At 71.2% G+C, this 15,315-nt stretch carries 17 protein-coding genes; 6 read left to right on the forward strand and 11 right to left on the reverse strand.

The features are described from left to right. The first annotated feature begins 99 nt into the window (after window positions 1–99). Window positions 100–1,323, forward strand: coding sequence for an MFS transporter (locus ABL310_RS13640; protein ID WP_349367560.1), 1,224 nt, complete (start codon window positions 100–102; stop codon window positions 1,321–1,323). 422 nt (window positions 1,324–1,745) lie between these two features. Here the strand turns inward: ABL310_RS13640 and ABL310_RS13645 are convergent, their stop codons facing one another. Continuing rightward, a complete protein-coding gene (locus tag ABL310_RS13645) occupies window positions 1,746–2,789 on the reverse strand; it encodes a GMP reductase (protein ID WP_349367561.1) in 1,044 nt (347 codons plus the stop codon). A 194-nt stretch (window positions 2,790–2,983) separates the two neighbouring features. On the opposite strand from ABL310_RS13645, the gene ABL310_RS13650 reads away from it, so the two are divergent. Together ABL310_RS13650 and ABL310_RS13655 are read left to right on the forward strand one after the other, a co-directional pair. Next, entirely contained in the window at window positions 2,984–3,214 is a 231-nt protein-coding gene (locus ABL310_RS13650; RefSeq protein ID WP_349367562.1) for an AbrB/MazE/SpoVT family DNA-binding domain-containing protein, read from the forward strand. After that, window positions 3,211–3,603, forward strand: a complete 393-nt coding sequence (locus ABL310_RS13655) for a PIN domain-containing protein (protein WP_349367563.1) — start codon at window positions 3,211–3,213, stop codon at window positions 3,601–3,603. Before ABL310_RS13650 ends, ABL310_RS13655 begins: the two co-directional genes overlap by 4 nt. Window positions 3,604–3,609: 6 nt before the next feature. Here the strand turns inward: ABL310_RS13655 and ABL310_RS13660 are convergent, their stop codons facing one another. Beyond that, complete coding sequence (locus ABL310_RS13660) at window positions 3,610–4,260, reverse strand: 3-oxoacid CoA-transferase subunit B (protein WP_349372060.1); 651 nt, start codon at window positions 4,258–4,260, stop codon at window positions 3,610–3,612. A gap of 14 nt (window positions 4,261–4,274) precedes the next feature. Then, on the reverse strand, window positions 4,275–4,958 hold the full coding sequence (locus tag ABL310_RS13665; RefSeq protein ID WP_349367564.1) for a 3-oxoacid CoA-transferase subunit A: 684 nt from the start codon (window positions 4,956–4,958) through the stop codon (window positions 4,275–4,277). A gap of 167 nt (window positions 4,959–5,125) precedes the next feature. Here ABL310_RS13665 and ABL310_RS13670 point away from each other — a divergent pair, with 167 nt between their 5' ends. The 3 genes from ABL310_RS13670 (at window position 5,126) to ABL310_RS13680 (ending at window position 7,619) form a co-directional block, all read left to right on the forward strand. Beyond that, window positions 5,126–5,392 carry an AbrB/MazE/SpoVT family DNA-binding domain-containing protein gene (locus ABL310_RS13670; RefSeq protein ID WP_349367565.1) on the forward strand — a complete coding sequence of 89 codons (267 nt, stop codon included), beginning with the start codon at window positions 5,126–5,128 and terminating at the stop codon, window positions 5,390–5,392. Continuing rightward, a complete protein-coding gene (locus tag ABL310_RS13675; RefSeq protein WP_349367566.1) occupies window positions 5,389–5,799 on the forward strand; it encodes a type II toxin-antitoxin system VapC family toxin in 411 nt (136 codons plus the stop codon). The genes ABL310_RS13670 and ABL310_RS13675 overlap by 4 nt, the downstream gene beginning before the upstream one ends. A 77-nt stretch (window positions 5,800–5,876) precedes the next feature. After that, the gene (locus ABL310_RS13680; RefSeq protein WP_349367567.1) at window positions 5,877–7,619 is read left to right on the forward strand and encodes a hypothetical protein; all 1,743 of its coding nucleotides are present in this window, start codon (window positions 5,877–5,879) and stop codon (window positions 7,617–7,619) included. Here ABL310_RS13680 and ABL310_RS13685 read toward each other — a convergent pair. The 8 genes from ABL310_RS13685 to ABL310_RS13720 all read right to left on the reverse strand — a co-directional run bounded on the left by ABL310_RS13685 (window position 7,592) and on the right by ABL310_RS13720 (window position 15,293). Beyond that, window positions 7,592–8,824, reverse strand: a complete 1,233-nt coding sequence (locus ABL310_RS13685) for an FAD-dependent oxidoreductase (protein WP_349367568.1) — start codon at window positions 8,822–8,824, stop codon at window positions 7,592–7,594. The genes ABL310_RS13680 and ABL310_RS13685 overlap by 28 nt on opposite strands. 360 nt (window positions 8,825–9,184) lie before the next feature. Continuing rightward, on the reverse strand, window positions 9,185–9,622 hold the full coding sequence (locus tag ABL310_RS13690) for a RidA family protein (protein ID WP_349367569.1): 438 nt from the start codon (window positions 9,620–9,622) through the stop codon (window positions 9,185–9,187). Further along, window positions 9,619–10,080 carry a thioesterase family protein gene (locus tag ABL310_RS13695; RefSeq protein WP_349367570.1) on the reverse strand — a complete coding sequence of 154 codons (462 nt, stop codon included), beginning with the start codon at window positions 10,078–10,080 and terminating at the stop codon, window positions 9,619–9,621. The genes ABL310_RS13690 and ABL310_RS13695 overlap by 4 nt, the downstream gene beginning before the upstream one ends. Next, a complete protein-coding gene (locus ABL310_RS13700; RefSeq protein ID WP_349367571.1) occupies window positions 10,077–11,720 on the reverse strand; it encodes a benzoate-CoA ligase family protein in 1,644 nt (547 codons plus the stop codon). Before ABL310_RS13700 ends, ABL310_RS13695 begins: the two co-directional genes overlap by 4 nt. Window positions 11,721–11,961: 241 nt before the next feature. Next, a complete protein-coding gene (locus ABL310_RS13705; RefSeq protein ID WP_349367572.1) occupies window positions 11,962–13,122 on the reverse strand; it encodes an acyl-CoA dehydrogenase family protein in 1,161 nt (386 codons plus the stop codon). A gap of 10 nt (window positions 13,123–13,132) precedes the next feature. After that, window positions 13,133–13,966 carry an enoyl-CoA hydratase family protein gene (locus ABL310_RS13710; protein ID WP_349367573.1) on the reverse strand — a complete coding sequence of 278 codons (834 nt, stop codon included), beginning with the start codon at window positions 13,964–13,966 and terminating at the stop codon, window positions 13,133–13,135. Then, complete coding sequence (locus tag ABL310_RS13715) at window positions 13,963–14,499, reverse strand: MarR family transcriptional regulator (protein WP_349367574.1); 537 nt, start codon at window positions 14,497–14,499, stop codon at window positions 13,963–13,965. The genes ABL310_RS13710 and ABL310_RS13715 overlap by 4 nt, the downstream gene beginning before the upstream one ends. After that, window positions 14,499–15,293: an SDR family oxidoreductase gene (locus tag ABL310_RS13720; protein WP_349367575.1), complete on the reverse strand. Its 795-nt coding sequence runs from the start codon at window positions 15,291–15,293 to the stop codon at window positions 14,499–14,501. Before ABL310_RS13720 ends, ABL310_RS13715 begins: the two co-directional genes overlap by 1 nt. Between the last annotated feature and the right edge of the window lie 22 nt (window positions 15,294–15,315).

Here is a 15,315-nt window from a genome sequence, read left to right on the forward strand (position 1 = left end):
TTAGCACGTTGACTGGGCGACTCTATCCCCAGTTGCGGGGTTAGACATATCACATCGCGCCTGCTATACAAGCCTGTATATTCATCCCGGAGCGAAAAAATGCGCCTTCCCCCTCTGTTCTGGACGGCCGCCGCGGGCCTCGCGCTCGTCGGCGTCTCCTTCGGCATCGCGCGCTACGGCTACGGCCTGTTCCTTCCGCGCATCGCCGAGACCTTCCAGATGGACGAGCCGACGCAGGGGCTCGTCGCCAGCGGCTCCTACGCCTCCTACGTCCTCGCGACCATCGCCGCGGCCTGGGCTTCCGGCCGTTTCGGGCCGCGCCTGCCGATCGTGCTCGGCGTCGCCGCCGCGTCGATCGGCGCCGCGATCGTCTCGCTGGCCGACGGGCTCGTGCTTCTCGCCGTCGGGGTCGCGCTCGCCGGGTCGAGCCCCGGGCTCGTCTTCCCCGCACTCTCCGACTGGGTGTCGATCGTGGCGCGGGAGGAGGGCCGCAACCGGCTCTTCGCGGTGATGAACTCGGGCACGGGCGCGGGCGTGATCCTGGCCGCGCCCTTCGCGCTCGTGCCGGCGGACCTGTGGCAGCACGCCTGGGCCGCCTTCGCGCTGGCCTCCGTGCTGTTCGGGGCCGGCGCGATCGCGCTCGCGCCGCCCTACCCGCCCGGTCGCGGCCTGCCGCAGGCGCCCTCCTTCAGAGCCGCGGACCTGATCAAGCCCGCGGCGCTGCCGCTCTACGCCAGCGCGCTGATCGCGGGGCTGACCACGGCGGTGTACTGGACCTTCTCCATCGCGACGATCTTCGAGGCCGGCGGCTCGCTCGGGGCGCTGCAGCGCCCGGAGATCGCCTTCTGGGCGCTCACGGGAATATCGGGCTTCATCGGCGCGCTGACCGGGGACGCGGTGAACCGGCGCGGGCTCCCGCTCGTCACCCGCGGCACGCACGCCGCCATCGCCACGGCCTGCCTGCTCATCGGCCTCGCCCCCGCCTCGGGCGCGGCGATCGTCGTCTCCGGGGCGGTGTTCGGCGCGGCCTTCATCTTCGTGACGGGGCTCCTCGGCGTGTGGAGCCTGCGCGTCTTCTGGGAGCGCCCCTCGGCGGGGTTCGGGTCGACCTTCCTGATCTTCACCTTCGGGGCGATGATCGGGCCGCTCGTCGGCGGGGCGCTGTCGCCGACGCTGGGGCGCGAAGGCGTGTTCCTTCTCGCCGCGGCGGCGACGCTGATGCCCTGCTTCCTCCCGGCGCGCGCCTTCGCCCGCGCGCGCCAGGCGGCGATGGCGCCGTCGCCGCGCGCGCCCTGCCCCGACGGCGCGCACGAGCCCGGCTGAGGACGGCCCCCGCGGGGGGCGGCGCGCGGCTTCGGCCGCCGCACTTGGCCTCCTAAGCACCTCTGTTTACATATTCTTCGCAGGTCGCACGGATCTTTTTCGCACGTGCGACAAGAAGCCGGTCGCCCCCATGTTCGCCTCCCCCCGACGCCTCTGGCCCGCGCCGACACGGGAGGCGCAGGCGTTGCTGCGGCGGTGGCGGGCGGCGGCGGGGCCGCGCCGCGAGACGCCGCGCTACGAGGAGATCGTGCACGCCCCGCGCGCGGTGGGCTTGACGGAGGTGCAGGGCTTCCTGTTCAGCGCCCCGAAGCCGGCGCGGGACTTCCCGGAGCTCGCCGCGCAAGCGTCAGACGAATCCGCGCGGGCGCCGGACGAAGCCGCGCGCGGGTCGGCTCGACCCGCCTTGGCGGGAGAAGACGCGCTCAGCTGCCGAACACCGTGTTCAGCTGCGCGCCCACCATCACGAAGGTGGTGCGCTTGGGCACCTCCTTGAGCTTGGTTGCGCCGATATAGGTCATCATCGAGCGCACGCCGCCCATGATCTCCTGCATCGTCCCGTCGACCGGGCCGCGATAAGGCACGGTGACGGTCTTGCCCTCGGAGGCGCGGTAGGCGGCGACGCCGCCGGCGTACTTCTTCATCGCGGTGTCGGAGGACATGCCGTAGAACACCATCTTGGCCGGCTGCTCGACGCCGTCGACCACATCGCGCACGATCTCGCCCTCGCATTCATCGTGGCCGGCGAGCATGCCGCCGAGCATGACGAAGTCGGCGCCCGCGCCGTAGGCCTTGGCGATGTCGCCGGGCACCGTGCAGCCGCCGTCGGCGCAGACCAGGCCCTTGAGGCCGTGGGCGGCGTCGGCGCATTCGATGACCGCGGAGAGCTGCGGATAGCCCACGCCCGTCATCTTGCGGGTGGTGCAGACCGAGCCCGGGCCGATGCCGACCTTGACGATGTCGGCGCCCGCCAGGATCAGCGCCTCGGTCATGTCGCCGGTGACGACGTTGCCCGCCATGATCACCGCGTCGGGGTTCTCGGCGCGGGCCTTCTCGACCATCTCGACGAACTTCTCGGTGTAGCCGTTGGCGACGTCGATGCACAGGAAGCCGACCGGCGCCCGGCGCTTGACCGCGGCGAACTTCTCCCAGTCCGCCTCGGCGGTGCCCACCGTGTAGAAGGCGGCGGCCGAATCGGGGCCGTTGAAGAAGTCGATCAGCGCCTCGGCGGGGTAATGCTTGTGCAGCGCGACCATCGCCCCGTGGGCGAGGAGCGCGCGCGCCATGCCCATCGTGCCGGTCACGTCCATGTTGGCCGCCACCAGCGGGAAGCCGGTCCAGGTGCAGCCGGTATGCATGAAGCGCAACGTGCGGGTGATTTCGACGGCGGCGCGCGAGGCCAGCGTCGAGCGCTTGGGCCGGATCAGCACGTCCTTGAAGTCGAGCTTCGGATCGTTCTCGATGCGCATGTTGAGACCTCCCGTGAGCGCACGCGCGCGCGCCAGAGGCGGGGTTCCGTGCGAAACCCCGCGCGCAGGCTCTGCGGCTGTAGCGGATTTCGGCTCAGATTAGCGCAATCGGCGGGCGGGGACAATGCGAGCGTGGACGGTTCGGCATGGCAATGATATCATTTCAACGATATCTGAGAGGAGAGGAGGAAGCCATGCGCGTTGCGAGGTGGGGAGATAGCTTGGCCGTACGGCTACCCAAAGCAGTGGTCGACGAGCTCGGCCTCGCGCCCGGAGACGACGTCGAAATAATTACCGCTCGTCGTGATCGCCTCGTCCTGGACAAGGCCGATCGCCGGCAGGCCGCCGTCGACGCCATGGCCACCGAGCACCTCGTCAGGCCCGAAGGCTACGTTTTCGACCGCGAAGAAGCGAATGCGCGGTGAAGGCGTTCTTCGACACCAACGTCATCATTTATGCGCAAGAAGACGGGCGCAAGGCCGAGATCGCGCGTGAGCGTCTCCGAAGCGGGGGCGTCATCAGCGTACAGGTCGTGAACGAGGCGACGAACGTGCTTCGGCGAAAGTACGGCGCCGATTGGGATCGGATCAACCGGGTAATCGGCCGTGTTCTGGCCGCCGTCGATAAGCCTCTCCCGATCACGATGAAAACCTATCGGCTCGGGGTCGACTTGGCTCGATCGGACGGCTTCTCGTTCTTCGACGCACTTCTTCTCGCCGCGGTGATCAACCATGGTTGTGGGGTAATGTATTCCGAAGACATGCAGCACGGGCGCGTGATCAACGGCCTGGAAATCCGCAATCCCTTCGTCTGAGCGCCCTCACCCCGCCCGCAGCCCCACCCCCAGCAACCCCTCCAGATCCCCCAGCGTCAGGCCCTCCACCAGCTCCCGCGCGAGCACGCCGTCGGGCGTGATCTCGAAGGTCGCGAGGTCGGTGTAGACCCGCGAGACGCAGGCCCGGCCGGTGAGCGGATAGGTGCATTCCCGCACGAGCTTCGGGCGGCCGTCCTTGGTCAGCGCCTCCATCAGCACGTAGACGCGCTCGGCGCCGATGGCGAGGTCCATGGCGCCTCCGACGGCGGGGATGGCGTCGGGCTTGCCGGTGTGCCAGTTGGCGAGGTCTCCCGCGACCGAGACCTCGAAGCCGCCGAGCACGCAGATGTCGAGATGGCCGCCGCGCATCATGGCGAAGCTGTCCGCCTGGTGGAAGAAGGAGGCGCCCGGCAGCGTCGTCACCGGCTTCTTGCCGGCGTTGATCAGCTCGGGATCCTCCTCGCCGGGCGCGGGGCGCGGGCCCATGCCGAGAAGGCCGTTCTCGGTGTGGAGCACGATCTCGCGCCCCTCGGGCAGGTGGTCGGCGACGAGGGTCGGCAGGCCGATGCCGAGATTGACGTAAGCACCGTCCGGGATGTCGCGGGCGACGCGGGCGGCCATGGCGTTGCGGTCGAGCTTGTTGATCACGGGCGTCATCACGGCGGCGCTCCTCACCAGGACGGGGGCGTCTCTTCGTGCGCGACGACGACGCGCGAGACGAAGATGCCGGGGGTCACGACGCTTTCGGGATCGAGCGCGCCGAGGGGCACGATTTCGGAAACCTGGGCGATGGTGAGCGCCGCGGCGCTCGCCATGACCGGACCGAAATTGCGGGCGGTCTTGGTGTAGACGAGGTTGCCGTGCCGGTCGGCGGCACGCGCCTTGATCAGCGCGACGTCGCCCCGGATCGGGTATTCGAGGACGTAGTCCTGCCCGTCGATGGTGCGCGTCTCCTTGCCCTCGGCCAGCAGCGTGCCGTGACCGGTGCGCACGAAGAACGCGCCGATCCCCGCCCCCGCGGCACGCATGCGCTCCGCGAGATTGCCCTGGGGCACGACCTCGAGCTCGATCTTCCCGGAGCGGTAGAGCTCGTCGAACACCCAGCTGTCGTGCTGGCGCGGGAAGGAGCAGATCACCTTGCGCACCCGCCCGGTGGCCAGCAGCGCCGCGAGGCCTGTATCCGCGTTGCCGGCGTTGTTCGAGACGACGGTGAGATCCTTCGCGCCCTGGGCGATGAGCGCGTCGATGAGGGCGAAGGGCATCCCCGCCGTCCCGAAGCCGCCGACGAGCACGGTCGAGCCGTCGCGAATGCCCGCGACGGCCGCCTCCAGCGTCGGGACGGTCTTGTCGATCATGCCGGTTCCCTCCCCGCGGCGGGCGTCGGGGCCCGCTTCGCGGATAGGCTTAGCGGAAGCGGCCGGCGGGGCAAAGGTGGCGCGGCGGGGAGACCGGATGGGCGGGGATGAGGCGGCTTGCGGGCGCGGGTGGGATATCCTATTGATATCCTCAGAGGAGAACGCGAATGACGAAGTCGACGATCGGGCAATGGGGCAAGAGCCTCGCCGTGCGGCTGCCGGCGGAGGTCGTGCGCGACGCCGGGCTTTCGAAGGGCGCGACGGTCGAATGCGCGGTCGAGAACGGGAACGTCGTCATCCAGCCCACGCGATCCGAGGCGACGATCCGGAAAGCGCGAGAAGCCGGCGCGCGCATCCTGGCGCGAAGCAAAGGCGTGCGGCTCGACGGGCTGAGCATTCGCGAGATGCTCGACGAAGGACGGCGCGGGGAGTGATCGTCCTGGACGCATCGATGGCGCTCTCCTGGTTCTTCGAGGACGAGCAGACGCCGGCCGGTCGCACGGTCCTGGATCATGCGATCGAGCGCGGCGCGATCGCGCCGTCGCTCTGGAAGCTCGAAGTCGCGAACGTGCTTCGCATCTCCGTGCGGCGTGGCCGCTGTACGATGGCGTTCGCCGATCAGACGATCGCGGATCTCAGCGACCTCGAAATCGAGATCGACACCGAGACGGCCGATCACGCCTGGTCGGCGACGAGAACGCTGGCGCACGATCACGGCCTGACCCTCTACGACGGGGCCTATCTCGAGGTGGCGCTGCGTCGAGCATTGCCGCTGGCGACCTGCGACCAGCGCCTCGACGCAGCGGCCCGTGGCCTGGGAGTGACGGTGCTCGGGCCGTGACCCCATAGCCCCGCTTGACTTCCCCCCATCCGCCGCGCCCTCTCCCGCGTAGACCCTTCGACGGCGAAGGAACCGGCATGGCGCGTGCGCCCCTCATCGACGACCCCTCCCGCTCCCCCTCCCCGCTCGCGGCGGCGGCGATCCTTCTGGCGGCGTGGTTCGCGGCGAGCCTCGCCGTGAACCTGCCGCCCTTCACGGACGCGCTGTTCGGCCTCTTCCATCTCGGTTTCGCGCTGGAGGTCGGGGCGGCGTTCGGCGTGCTGGCGCTCACGCGGGCGAAGGCGGGGCGCGTGCCCGGCTGGCTCCTGCATGCCGTCGCCGGAGTGCTGACGCTGCTGGTGGCGATCCGCATCGGCGATCTCGTCGCGCGCTCGATGGTGGACCGGCCGCTCAACCTCTATCTCGACGTCTCGCTCCTGCCGGCGACGATGGACGTCGCCGAGACGCTGCTCGGGCCGCTGCGGGCCTGGGGCGCCGTGGCGGCGCTTCTCGTCGCGCTCGGCGCCCTGCATGTCGTCCTCGCCTGGCTGCTCGCCCGCGTGGCGGGCCTGTTCGCGGCGCCGGCGGCGCGGACGTCGATGTTCGCGCTGGGGGCCGGCGCGCTCGCGCTGTTCGGCGGGCAGAAGGCCTTCATGGAGGGCCTGCCCGGCTGGCGGCCGGTGGGCGCCTCGGCGAGCCTCGCCGCCTCGCAGCAGGTCGAGGGCGTCTCCCTCGCGCTGGCGCGCCGCGCGGCCTTCCGCGCCGACCTCGCCCGCGACGCGGCCGACGGCATCCCAGACGAGGCCCTGTTCGGCGCGCTCGCGGGGCGCGACGTGGTGCTGATCTTCATCGAGAGCTACGGCGTCACCGCCCTCGACACGCCCGCCTACGCCGCTTCGATCGCGCCGCGCCTCGGCGCCTTCGAGGCGGCGGCGCGCGGGGCCGGCTTCGCCATGACATCGGGCCGCATGGTGGCGGCGAGCGCCGGCGGGCAGTCCTGGCTCAACCACGCCAGCATCTCGTCCGGCCGATTCATCGACGACCAGACGCTCTACGCCCTTTTCCTGTCGGAGAACCCGCGCACCCTCGTCGACGACTTCTCGCGCGCGGGCTACCGCACGGTCCAGTCGATGCCGGCGATCACCCTGCCCTGGCCGGAGGGCAAGCTGCTCGGCTACGACGCGACCTACGAGGCCGCGGACATGGGCTACGAGGGCCCGTTCTTCTACTGGGGCATCGTGCCGGACCAGTTCGCCCTCGACCACCTCGCCGACACGGAGCTCCACCGGCCGGACCGCCCGCCGGTCTTCGCCATGGCGGCGCTGATCTCGAGCCACGCGCCGTGGCTGCCGGTGCCGGACGTGGTGCCGTGGGAGGACCTCGGCGACGGGTCGGTCTACCGGCGCTGGACCGACGGTGCGCCGGAGCCGCGGGAGATCTGGCGCGACCGGGAGAAGGTGCGCGTGCAATACGCGCTCTCCGTCGCCCATTCCATCGACGCGGCGGCGGCCTTCGTCGCCGAGCGGCTGGGGCCAGACACGGTGGCGATCGTGATGGGCGACCACCAGCCGGCGCCGTTGATCACGGGCGAGGACGCCTCGCGCGCCGTGCCCGTGCACGTGCTCGCGCGCGACGAGGCCCTGCTCGCGCCGTTCGCGGCGCTCGGCTTCGTGCCCGGGGCGATCCCCGCCCCGGCGCCTGCGGTGGGAGACGCCGCGCTGCCGCGGATCGACGCCCTGCGGCCCGCGCTGCTGGAGGGCTGGCGGAGAGGCGGCGCCGCGGCCGAGGCGCGGGCGTCGCGCGCCCAGCCCCCTCAGCGGGCGAAGCGCGCGATGGAATAGGGCTCCATGTCGATGTCGCCGGTCGCGCCCGAAAGCAGGCCGGCGACGAGCCGGCCCGTCGTCGCCGCCTGGGTGAGGCCGAGATGGCCGTGGCCGAAGGCGTAGATCACCCGGCCCTTGCCGGGAGACCAGCCGATCACGGGAAGCGAATCCGGCGTGGACGGACGGTTGCCCATCCAGCGGGAGCCGCCCTCGGTCGCGAGATCGGGCAGGTAGATCTTCGCGAGCTTGGCGAGGCGCTCGGACCGGGCGTAGTTCGCCGGCGCGTCGAGGCCGGCGAATTCCGCCGCGCCGCCGACCCGCAGGCCGATGGACAGCGGCGTCGCGACGAACTTGCGCTCGGCGAAGATCAGCTGGCGCGTGACGGCGACGCCCGGGTCCGGGATCGTGGTGTTGTAGCCACGCTCCGCCTCGAGCAGGACGCGGTCTCCGACGCTGGCGGCGAGGCGCGCCGACCAGGCGCCGGCGGCGACGACGACGATGTCGGCGTCCCCCGCGGTGCCGTCATCGAGGGAAATCGTCACCCGGTCGAGCTTCGGGTCGAGGGCCGTCGCCTCCGCTTGGTGGAAGGGCACTTCGCGTTCGCGCAGCCAGCGCGCGAGTCCGTCCACGATGCGGCGGGGATCGGAGACGTGCGACCAGCTCGGGTCGTAGATCGCACGGGCGATGCGCGGGGAGAGCGCGGGCTCGAGGGCGCGCGCCTCCTCGCCCGTGAGGGTCTCGTGGGCGAAGCCGTGGCGGGCCTTGAGCTCCCATTCCCAGCGGTCCGCGAGACAGGCCGCCTCGCGCTCGTAGAGCGTGAGCGCGCCGACGCGGTGCAGGTCGCCGGAGAGGCCGATGTCGGCGAGGAGCGGGACGAGATCGTCGTAGACGCGCCGGTTGAGCGCAGCGAGCGCGGCGGCGATGCGGTCGACCTCGCGTCCGGCGGCGAGGAAGCGGCGCAGCCAGGGCGCGAGCCGCGGCGCGTGGCCGGGGCGGATCGCCAGCGGTCCGAGCGGGTCGACGAGCCAGCCCGGGACCTTCTTCCACAGGCCGGGCACGGAGGCCGGCACGATCTCGGTGACGGCGATGCCGCCGGCATTGCCGAAAGAGGTGCGGTCGCCCTCCGGCGCCCGGTCGACGACGCGCACGTCGTGCCCGTCGCGCACGAGCGCGTAGGCGCAGGCCAGGCCGATGATGCCGGCTCCGATGACGACGATACGCACGTGGGAACCCTCGGGCGCGAATACGGGGGGTTTGCTCGCGCTTTGCTGCGACTCGCAGCCTGACCGCGAAGCTTTCCCAAGTCAAATCCGCGCCGATGCGGATCAGCGCGGCTCGTCAACTGAGGATCTTGCGTATTGTGCCGGGGAGCACAAGCCCAGCACCGGAAGGTCGTGGTCGTCGACGGTGAAACGGCGCCGCCGTTCCCACGCCGGCGCCGATCAGGCCGCGGCCGGGATCACGCGCCACCCCGGCCGCGGCGCCGCTGCCGATGGGCGCGCGTGAATCGGGGCTCGACGATCCGAACGCGCGCCCCGATGGCGCGCATCGTCACCGTCTCGAGCGCGATCGTGGCCTCGCCCTCAGCCGGCGACGACCGCCGTCGCCTCGATCTCGACGAGGGCGGCGCGCTCCACCAGGCGCACGACCTGGACGAGGGCCATGGCGGGATAGTGCGGGCCGATCACGTCGCGATAGGCGCGGCCGAGGTCGCGCTGGCAGGCGAGATAGGCGTCCATGTCGGTGACGTACCAGGTGAGGCGCACGAGGTGGCGCGGCTCGGCCCCGCCTTCCTTCAGGACCGCGACGATGTTCTCCAGCGCCTGGCGCGTCTGCGCGACGAAGCCGTCGGGGAAGCGCCCCTGCGCATCCCAGCCGACGACGCCGCCGGTGACGACGAGGGTGCCCGCGGCCGCCATGCCGTTGGAATAGCCCTTCGGCATCGGCCAATCGGCGGGCTGGAGCACGCGCGGGCCGCCCGTCTCCCCCTGCCCCATCAGACGCTCACGCAGACCGGTCATCGACTTCTCTCCTGGTAACGGGTCAAGGCCGCGCGCACGTCGTCGGGCACGCGGATCGCCTTGTGGGCGTCGAGATCCGTCGTGACGATGACGAGGCGGGCGGCGATCACGGGCTCGTGGCCGCGATAGCCGGGGATGGCGAGGGTGATCGAGGCGCCGCCGATCCGCTCGACGAGGACGGCGAAATCGACGATGTCGCCCATCAGCCCGGGCTTGAGGTAGTCCGCGTGGGCCTGGCCGTAGCCGAGCCCCAGGCGCCGGTCGCGGATGAGGACGTGGTAGTCGAGGCCGAGCGCCTCGCCGAAGAAATCCTCGATCACGCCGTTGAGCATGTCGAACCAGCGGGCGAAATAGACGATGCCGGCCGGGTCGCAATGGGCGAAGCGGATCTTCACCGGCGCGAGGTGCACGCCGGGTCCGAGGCTCTCGCGGGCGGGCGGGGTGATGCGCTCGCTCACCGGAGCGCCTCCCGCGAGGCCTCGTCGGCCGCCTGCCGGCGCAGGGCGAAGCGCTGGAGCTTGCCGGTCTGGGTCTTGGGCAGGGCCTCGACGAAGACGACGGAGCGCGGATACTTGTAGGGCGCGATCTCGCTCTTGACGTGCTCCTGCAACGTCTTGGCCATGGCGGCGTCCCCCGTCTGCCCTTCGCGCAGGACGACGTAGGCGCGCACGATGGCGCCTCGCTCCTCGTCCGGCACGCCGACGACGCCGCATTCGGCCACCGCAGGGTGGGTGAGCATCGCCGCCTCCACCTCGGGCCCCGCGATGTTGTAGCCGGAGGAAACGATCATGTCGTCCGAGCGCGCCTGATACCAGAAGTAGCCGTCCTCGTCCATGAGGTAGGTGTCGCCGGTGACGTTCCAGCCGTTCTCGACGTACTTGGTCTGGCGGTCGTCGGCGAGGTAGCGGCAGCCGGTGGGCCCGCGCACGGCGAGGCGACCGATCTCGCCGGGCGGCAGGTCGCGCCCCTCCTCGTCGATTACCTTGGCCTCGTAGCCCGGGACGGGACGCCCCGTGGCGCCGGGGCGGATCTCCTCCTCGGGAGAGGCGATGAAGATGTGCAGCATCTCGGTCGCGCCGATGCCGTCCATCAGCTTCAGCCCCGTGGCGTCCTCCCAGGCGTCGAAGGTCGCCTTGGGCAGCGGCTCGCCGGCGGAGACGCATTTCCTCAGGCAGGAGACGTCGAATTCCGGCAGGTGCGGCAGCATGGCCCGATAGGCGGTGGGGGCCGTGAAGACCACGCTCGCCCGATGCTCGGCGATGGCCGGCAGGAGCTCGTTCGGCCCCGCCCTCTCGAGCAGCACCGTCGAGGCGCCGATGCGCATCGGAAACAGCACGATGCCGCCGAGCCCGAAGGTGAAGGCGAGCGGCGGCGAGCCGATGAAGCGGTCGTCCGGCTCAGCGCGCAGCACGTGCTTCCCGTAGGCGTCGCAGATCGCGAGCATGTCGCGATGGAAGTGCATCGTGCCCTTCGGGTTGCCCGTCGTGCCCGAGGTGAAGCCGATGAGGCAGACGTCGTCGGCGGCGGTGTCGACCGCATCGAACTCGGGCGAGGCCTCCGCCATCAGCGCCTCGAGGCCGAAGGCGTCGTGCGTGCCCCAATAGACGACGCGCTCGAGGGCGTCGCAGAGCGGCTCGGCCTTGCGCATCTCCTCGGCGAGGCGCGCGTCGCACAGCGCGATGGCGACCTCGGCCTTCTGCACCGGATAGGCGATCTCCCGGGCGCGCAGCAGCGGCATGGTCGCGACCACGACGCCGCCGGCCTTGAGCACCGCGAGATAGCAGGCGACCATCATCGGGTTGTTGGCCGAGCGCAGCAGCACGCGCCCGCCCGGCACGAGGCCGAGATCCTTCGTGAGCACGTTGGCGATGCGGTTGACCCGGTCCTGCAGCGCGGCATAGGTCAGCGTCTCGCCGGGCGAGACGATGCAGGAGCGATCGCCCCGCCCCTCGCGGACATGGACGTCGAGGAAAGCCTCGACGCAGTTCAGGCGCTCGGGATAGCGCAGCTCGGGCAGGGTGAAGAGGAAGTCCGGCCAGAGCTCGCGCGGCGGGAGATTGTCGCGCGCGAAGGTGTCCGTATGGGCGCTGGGGGTCATGCGCGTCTCCGGGCTGCGATGGGGAGAGATGCAAGGGCTGTCATCCCGGATGCCGAAGGCAGTCCGGGACCCAGAACCACAGGGGCTCGAAGTCGCGGCGGGCGAACGCCGCGGCCACGAACGCCTGCATCGGCCTCACGTGGACGGGCGCGCTCCCGCGCACCCTGAGAGCGGCTCCTGCGGCTCTGGGTCCCGGACTTGCTTCGCAATCCGGGATGACAGGGCGAACCGCGTTCCTCCCTCATCCCCCCGCTCCCTTCAGCGTCTCGCGGGCGATGACGATCTTCTGGACCTCGGTGGCGCCCTCGTAGATGCGCAGCGCGCGGATCTCGCGGTAGAGCTCCTCCACCTTGACGCCCTTGGTGACGCCGAGGCCGCCGAAGATCTGGACCGCCTTGTCGATCACCGACTGGGCGCTCTCGGTCGCGACCATCTTGGCCATGGAGGCCTCGCGGGTGATGCGGGGCGCGCCCTGGTCCTTGGTCCAGGCGGCGCGGTAGACGAGGAGCGCGGAGGCGTCGACGTCGGTCGCCATCTCGGCGAGCGCGGCTTGCGTGAGCGGCAGCTCGCCCATGGGCGCGCCGAAGAGGTGGCGGGTGCGGGCGCGGTGGAGCGCCTCGTCGAGCGCGCGGCGGGCGAAGCCCAAAGCCGCGGCGCCGACCGTCGAGCGGAAGACGTCGAGGGTCGCCATCGCCACCTTGAAGCCGGCGCCGGGCTCGCCGATGCGGTGAGAGAGCGGCACGCGGCAATTCTCGAACCGGAGCCGGGCCAGCGGATGGGGCGCGATGACGTCGATGCGCTCGGCGACCGTGAGGCCCGGAGCGTCGGCCTCGACCAGGAAGGCGGAGAGGCCGCGGGCGCCGGGCGCCTCGCCGGTGCGGGCGAAGACGACGTAATGGTCGGCGATGCCGCCGTTCGAGATCCAGGTCTTCTCGCCGTCGATCACGACGGTGTCGCCCTCGATCCGCGCCGTGGTCTCGAGCGCGGCGACGTCGGAGCCCGCCTCGGGCTCGGAGAGCGCGAAGGCGGCGATGCGCTCGCCCTTGACGACGCCGGGGAGGACGCGGCGCTTGAGCTCGTCCGCGCCGAACAGGGTCACCGAGCCGGTGCCGAGCCCCTGCATGGCGAAGGCGAAATCGGCGAGGCCGTCGTGGTAGCCGAGGATCTCGCGCGCGAGGCACAGCGTGCGCACGTCGAAGCCCTCGCCCTCGCCGCCATAGGCGGCGGGCGCGACGGCGCGCAGCACGCCGGCTTCGCCGAGACGGCGCACCAGCGTGCGGCAGGCGGCGTCGACGTCGTCGTGCGAAACGTGGAGATCGCGGGCGAACTCTTTCAGATCGCGGGCGAAGGCGCGATGCCGCTCCTCGAAGAACGGCCAGGAGAGGAAGCTCTCGTCGGGCATGGAGGCCTCCTCAATCGCCCTCGAAGACGGGCTTCGTCTTCGCGGCGAAGGCCTCGAAGGCGCGGCGGAAGTCGTTGGTGGTCATGCACAGGGCCTGCGCCACGGCTTCCGCCTCGATCGCCTCCTCCACCGACATCGCCCATTCCATGGCGAGCATGCGCTTCGTCATGGTGTTGGCGTAGTTCGGCCCGGCGACGATCTCGGCGGCCAGCGCCCGCGCCTCGGCGAGAAGGGCCTCCTCGTCGACGATGCGCGAGAAGAAGCCCCAGCGCTCGCCCTCCTCCGCCCTCATGAAGCGGCCCGTGTAGAGCAGCTCGGACGCCCGGCCCTGGCCGATCACGCGGGGCAGCAGGGCGCAGGCGCCCATGTCGCAGCCGGCGAGGCCGACCTTGTTGAACAGGAAGGCGACCTTGGCGCTCGCGGATGCGAGGCGCACGTCGCTCGCCAGCGCGATCATGGCGCCGGCGCCGGCGCAGACGCCGTTCACGGCGGCGATCACCGGCTGCGGGCAGGCGCGCATCTCCTTGACGAGCTCGCCCGTCATCCGGGTGAAGGCGGTGAGGCCCTTCGTGCCCATCTCGGTGAGCGGCTCGATGATCTCGAACACGTCGCCGCCGGAGGAGAAGTTGCCGCCCGCCCCCGAGACCACCACCGCGCCGACGCCGTCGTCCTTCTTCAGCGCCGCGAAGAAGTCGGTGAGCTCGCGGTAGCTCTCGAAGGTGAGCGGGTTCTTCTTCTCGGGGCGGTTCAGCGTCACGTGCGCGACGCCGTCCGCCACCTCGAGCAGGAAGTGCGTCGGCCGGTAGGAGGCGACGGGAAGTGTCACCGCGTTGGCGGGTTTCATCGGGAAGCTCCGTTCTTCGGGCCCGGGTTCTTCGGGCCCTGGTCGATCGCGGCGCGGGTCGAGGCCTTCACCTTGCCGAGGAGTCGCATCAGCGTGTCGATCTCGTCCTCGTCGAGGCCCGACAGCATCTCGGCGATCCATTGCTCGTGCTCGACCGCCATGGCGCGAAACTCGGCGCGGCCGGCGTCGGTGAGGCTGATCACCTGGGCGCGGCGGTCCGTCTCGGAGACGCGGCGCACGACATGGCCGCTCTCGACCAGCCGCTCGACGAGGCCGGTGACGTTGCCGTTCGAGACCATCATGCGCTTGGAGACGTCCGAGAGCGTCATCCCGTCGGGCGCGCGCAGGAGCTGAGCCATCAGGTCGAAGCGCGGGAGCGTCACGTCGAAGCGCTCGCGCAGGCGCCGGCGCACCTCGCCCTCGATCATGGTGGAGAGCGTGAGCAGGCGCAGCCAGAGCCGGAGCTCGGCGGCGTGCTCCGCCGGGGCCTCGAGCGCCTTCGCCTCGTGGTCGAGATACACCCGCTCGTGCATCACACCTCGCCTCCGGCGACCGCGATCGCCTGACCGGTGATGGCTGAGGCGCCCTCGCCGCACAGCCAGGCCACCGTGTCGGCGACCTCCTCGGGGCGCACGAGCCGCCGCTGCGGATTGTGCTTGGTGAGTTCCTTCATCGCGTCCTCGGGCGAGCGCCCGGTCTTGGCGACGATGCGCTCGACGCTCTGGGCGACGAGGTCGGTCTCGGTGTAGCCGGGGCAGACGGCGTTGACGGTGACGCCCTTGTGCGCCGTCTCGAGCGCCAGCGAACGCACGAGGCCGAGCGTCGCGTGCTTCGCCGCGACATAGCCGGACACGTAGGGGTAACCCTTGAGCGAGGCGGTGGACGCGACGGCGACGATGCGCCCGAAGCCGCGCTCGACCATGGCCGGCAGGACGGCGCGCGCCGCGTAGACGACGCTCATGAAGTTCATGTCCATCATGTGCCACAGCATGTCGTTCGTCGTCGCCTGGAAAGGCGCCGATTCGGCCGCGCCCGCATTGCAGACCATCAGGTCGATGGGCCCGGCGCGCTCGACCGCCTCCTCGAAGCCGTGCACGATCGCGTCCTCGAGCGTGACGTCCGCGGTGACGGCGTGGTGCGCCGAGCCGGCGGCGATGGCGCGCTCGAGAGAGGCCATGTCGCGGCCGAGCACCGTGACCGTGGCGCCCGCCTGCGCCAGCGCCCGAGCGATCGAGAGGCCGATGCCCCGTCCGCCGCCGGTGACGAGGGCGTGCCGCCCGGAGAGGCGCGCGTGGGGGACGATCTGATGCGTGGGTGCTGCGTCCATGCCGGTCTCCGCTCTTCCCGCT

The sequence above is a fragment of the Salinarimonas sp. genome (genome assembly GCF_040111675.1).
In the GTDB taxonomy this organism is placed as follows: Bacteria; Pseudomonadota; Alphaproteobacteria; order Rhizobiales; family Beijerinckiaceae; genus Salinarimonas.

Excerpts from the sequence above, each read along its gene's own strand:
- ABL310_RS13640 (WP_349367560.1), top strand. The coding sequence starts at position 100 with ATGCGCCTTCCCCCTCTGTTCTGGACGGCCGCCGCGGGCCTCGCGCTC.
- ABL310_RS13645 (WP_349367561.1), bottom strand. The coding sequence starts at position 2,789 with ATGCGCATCGAGAACGATCCGAAGCTCGACTTCAAGGACGTGCTGATC.
- ABL310_RS13650 (WP_349367562.1), top strand. The coding sequence starts at position 2,984 with ATGCGCGTTGCGAGGTGGGGAGATAGCTTGGCCGTACGGCTACCCAAA.
- ABL310_RS13660 (WP_349372060.1), bottom strand. The coding sequence starts at position 4,260 with ATGACGCCCGTGATCAACAAGCTCGACCGCAACGCCATGGCCGCCCGC.
- ABL310_RS13665 (WP_349367564.1), bottom strand. The coding sequence starts at position 4,958 with ATGATCGACAAGACCGTCCCGACGCTGGAGGCGGCCGTCGCGGGCATT.
- ABL310_RS13670 (WP_349367565.1), top strand. The coding sequence starts at position 5,126 with ATGACGAAGTCGACGATCGGGCAATGGGGCAAGAGCCTCGCCGTGCGG.
- ABL310_RS13680 (WP_349367567.1), top strand. The coding sequence starts at position 5,877 with ATGGCGCGTGCGCCCCTCATCGACGACCCCTCCCGCTCCCCCTCCCCG.
- ABL310_RS13690 (WP_349367569.1), bottom strand. The coding sequence starts at position 9,622 with ATGACCGGTCTGCGTGAGCGTCTGATGGGGCAGGGGGAGACGGGCGGC.
- ABL310_RS13700 (WP_349367571.1), bottom strand. The coding sequence starts at position 11,720 with ATGACCCCCAGCGCCCATACGGACACCTTCGCGCGCGACAATCTCCCG.
- ABL310_RS13705 (WP_349367572.1), bottom strand. The coding sequence starts at position 13,122 with ATGCCCGACGAGAGCTTCCTCTCCTGGCCGTTCTTCGAGGAGCGGCAT.
- ABL310_RS13710 (WP_349367573.1), bottom strand. The coding sequence starts at position 13,966 with ATGAAACCCGCCAACGCGGTGACACTTCCCGTCGCCTCCTACCGGCCG.
- ABL310_RS13715 (WP_349367574.1), bottom strand. The coding sequence starts at position 14,499 with ATGCACGAGCGGGTGTATCTCGACCACGAGGCGAAGGCGCTCGAGGCC.
- ABL310_RS13720 (WP_349367575.1), bottom strand. The coding sequence starts at position 15,293 with ATGGACGCAGCACCCACGCATCAGATCGTCCCCCACGCGCGCCTCTCC.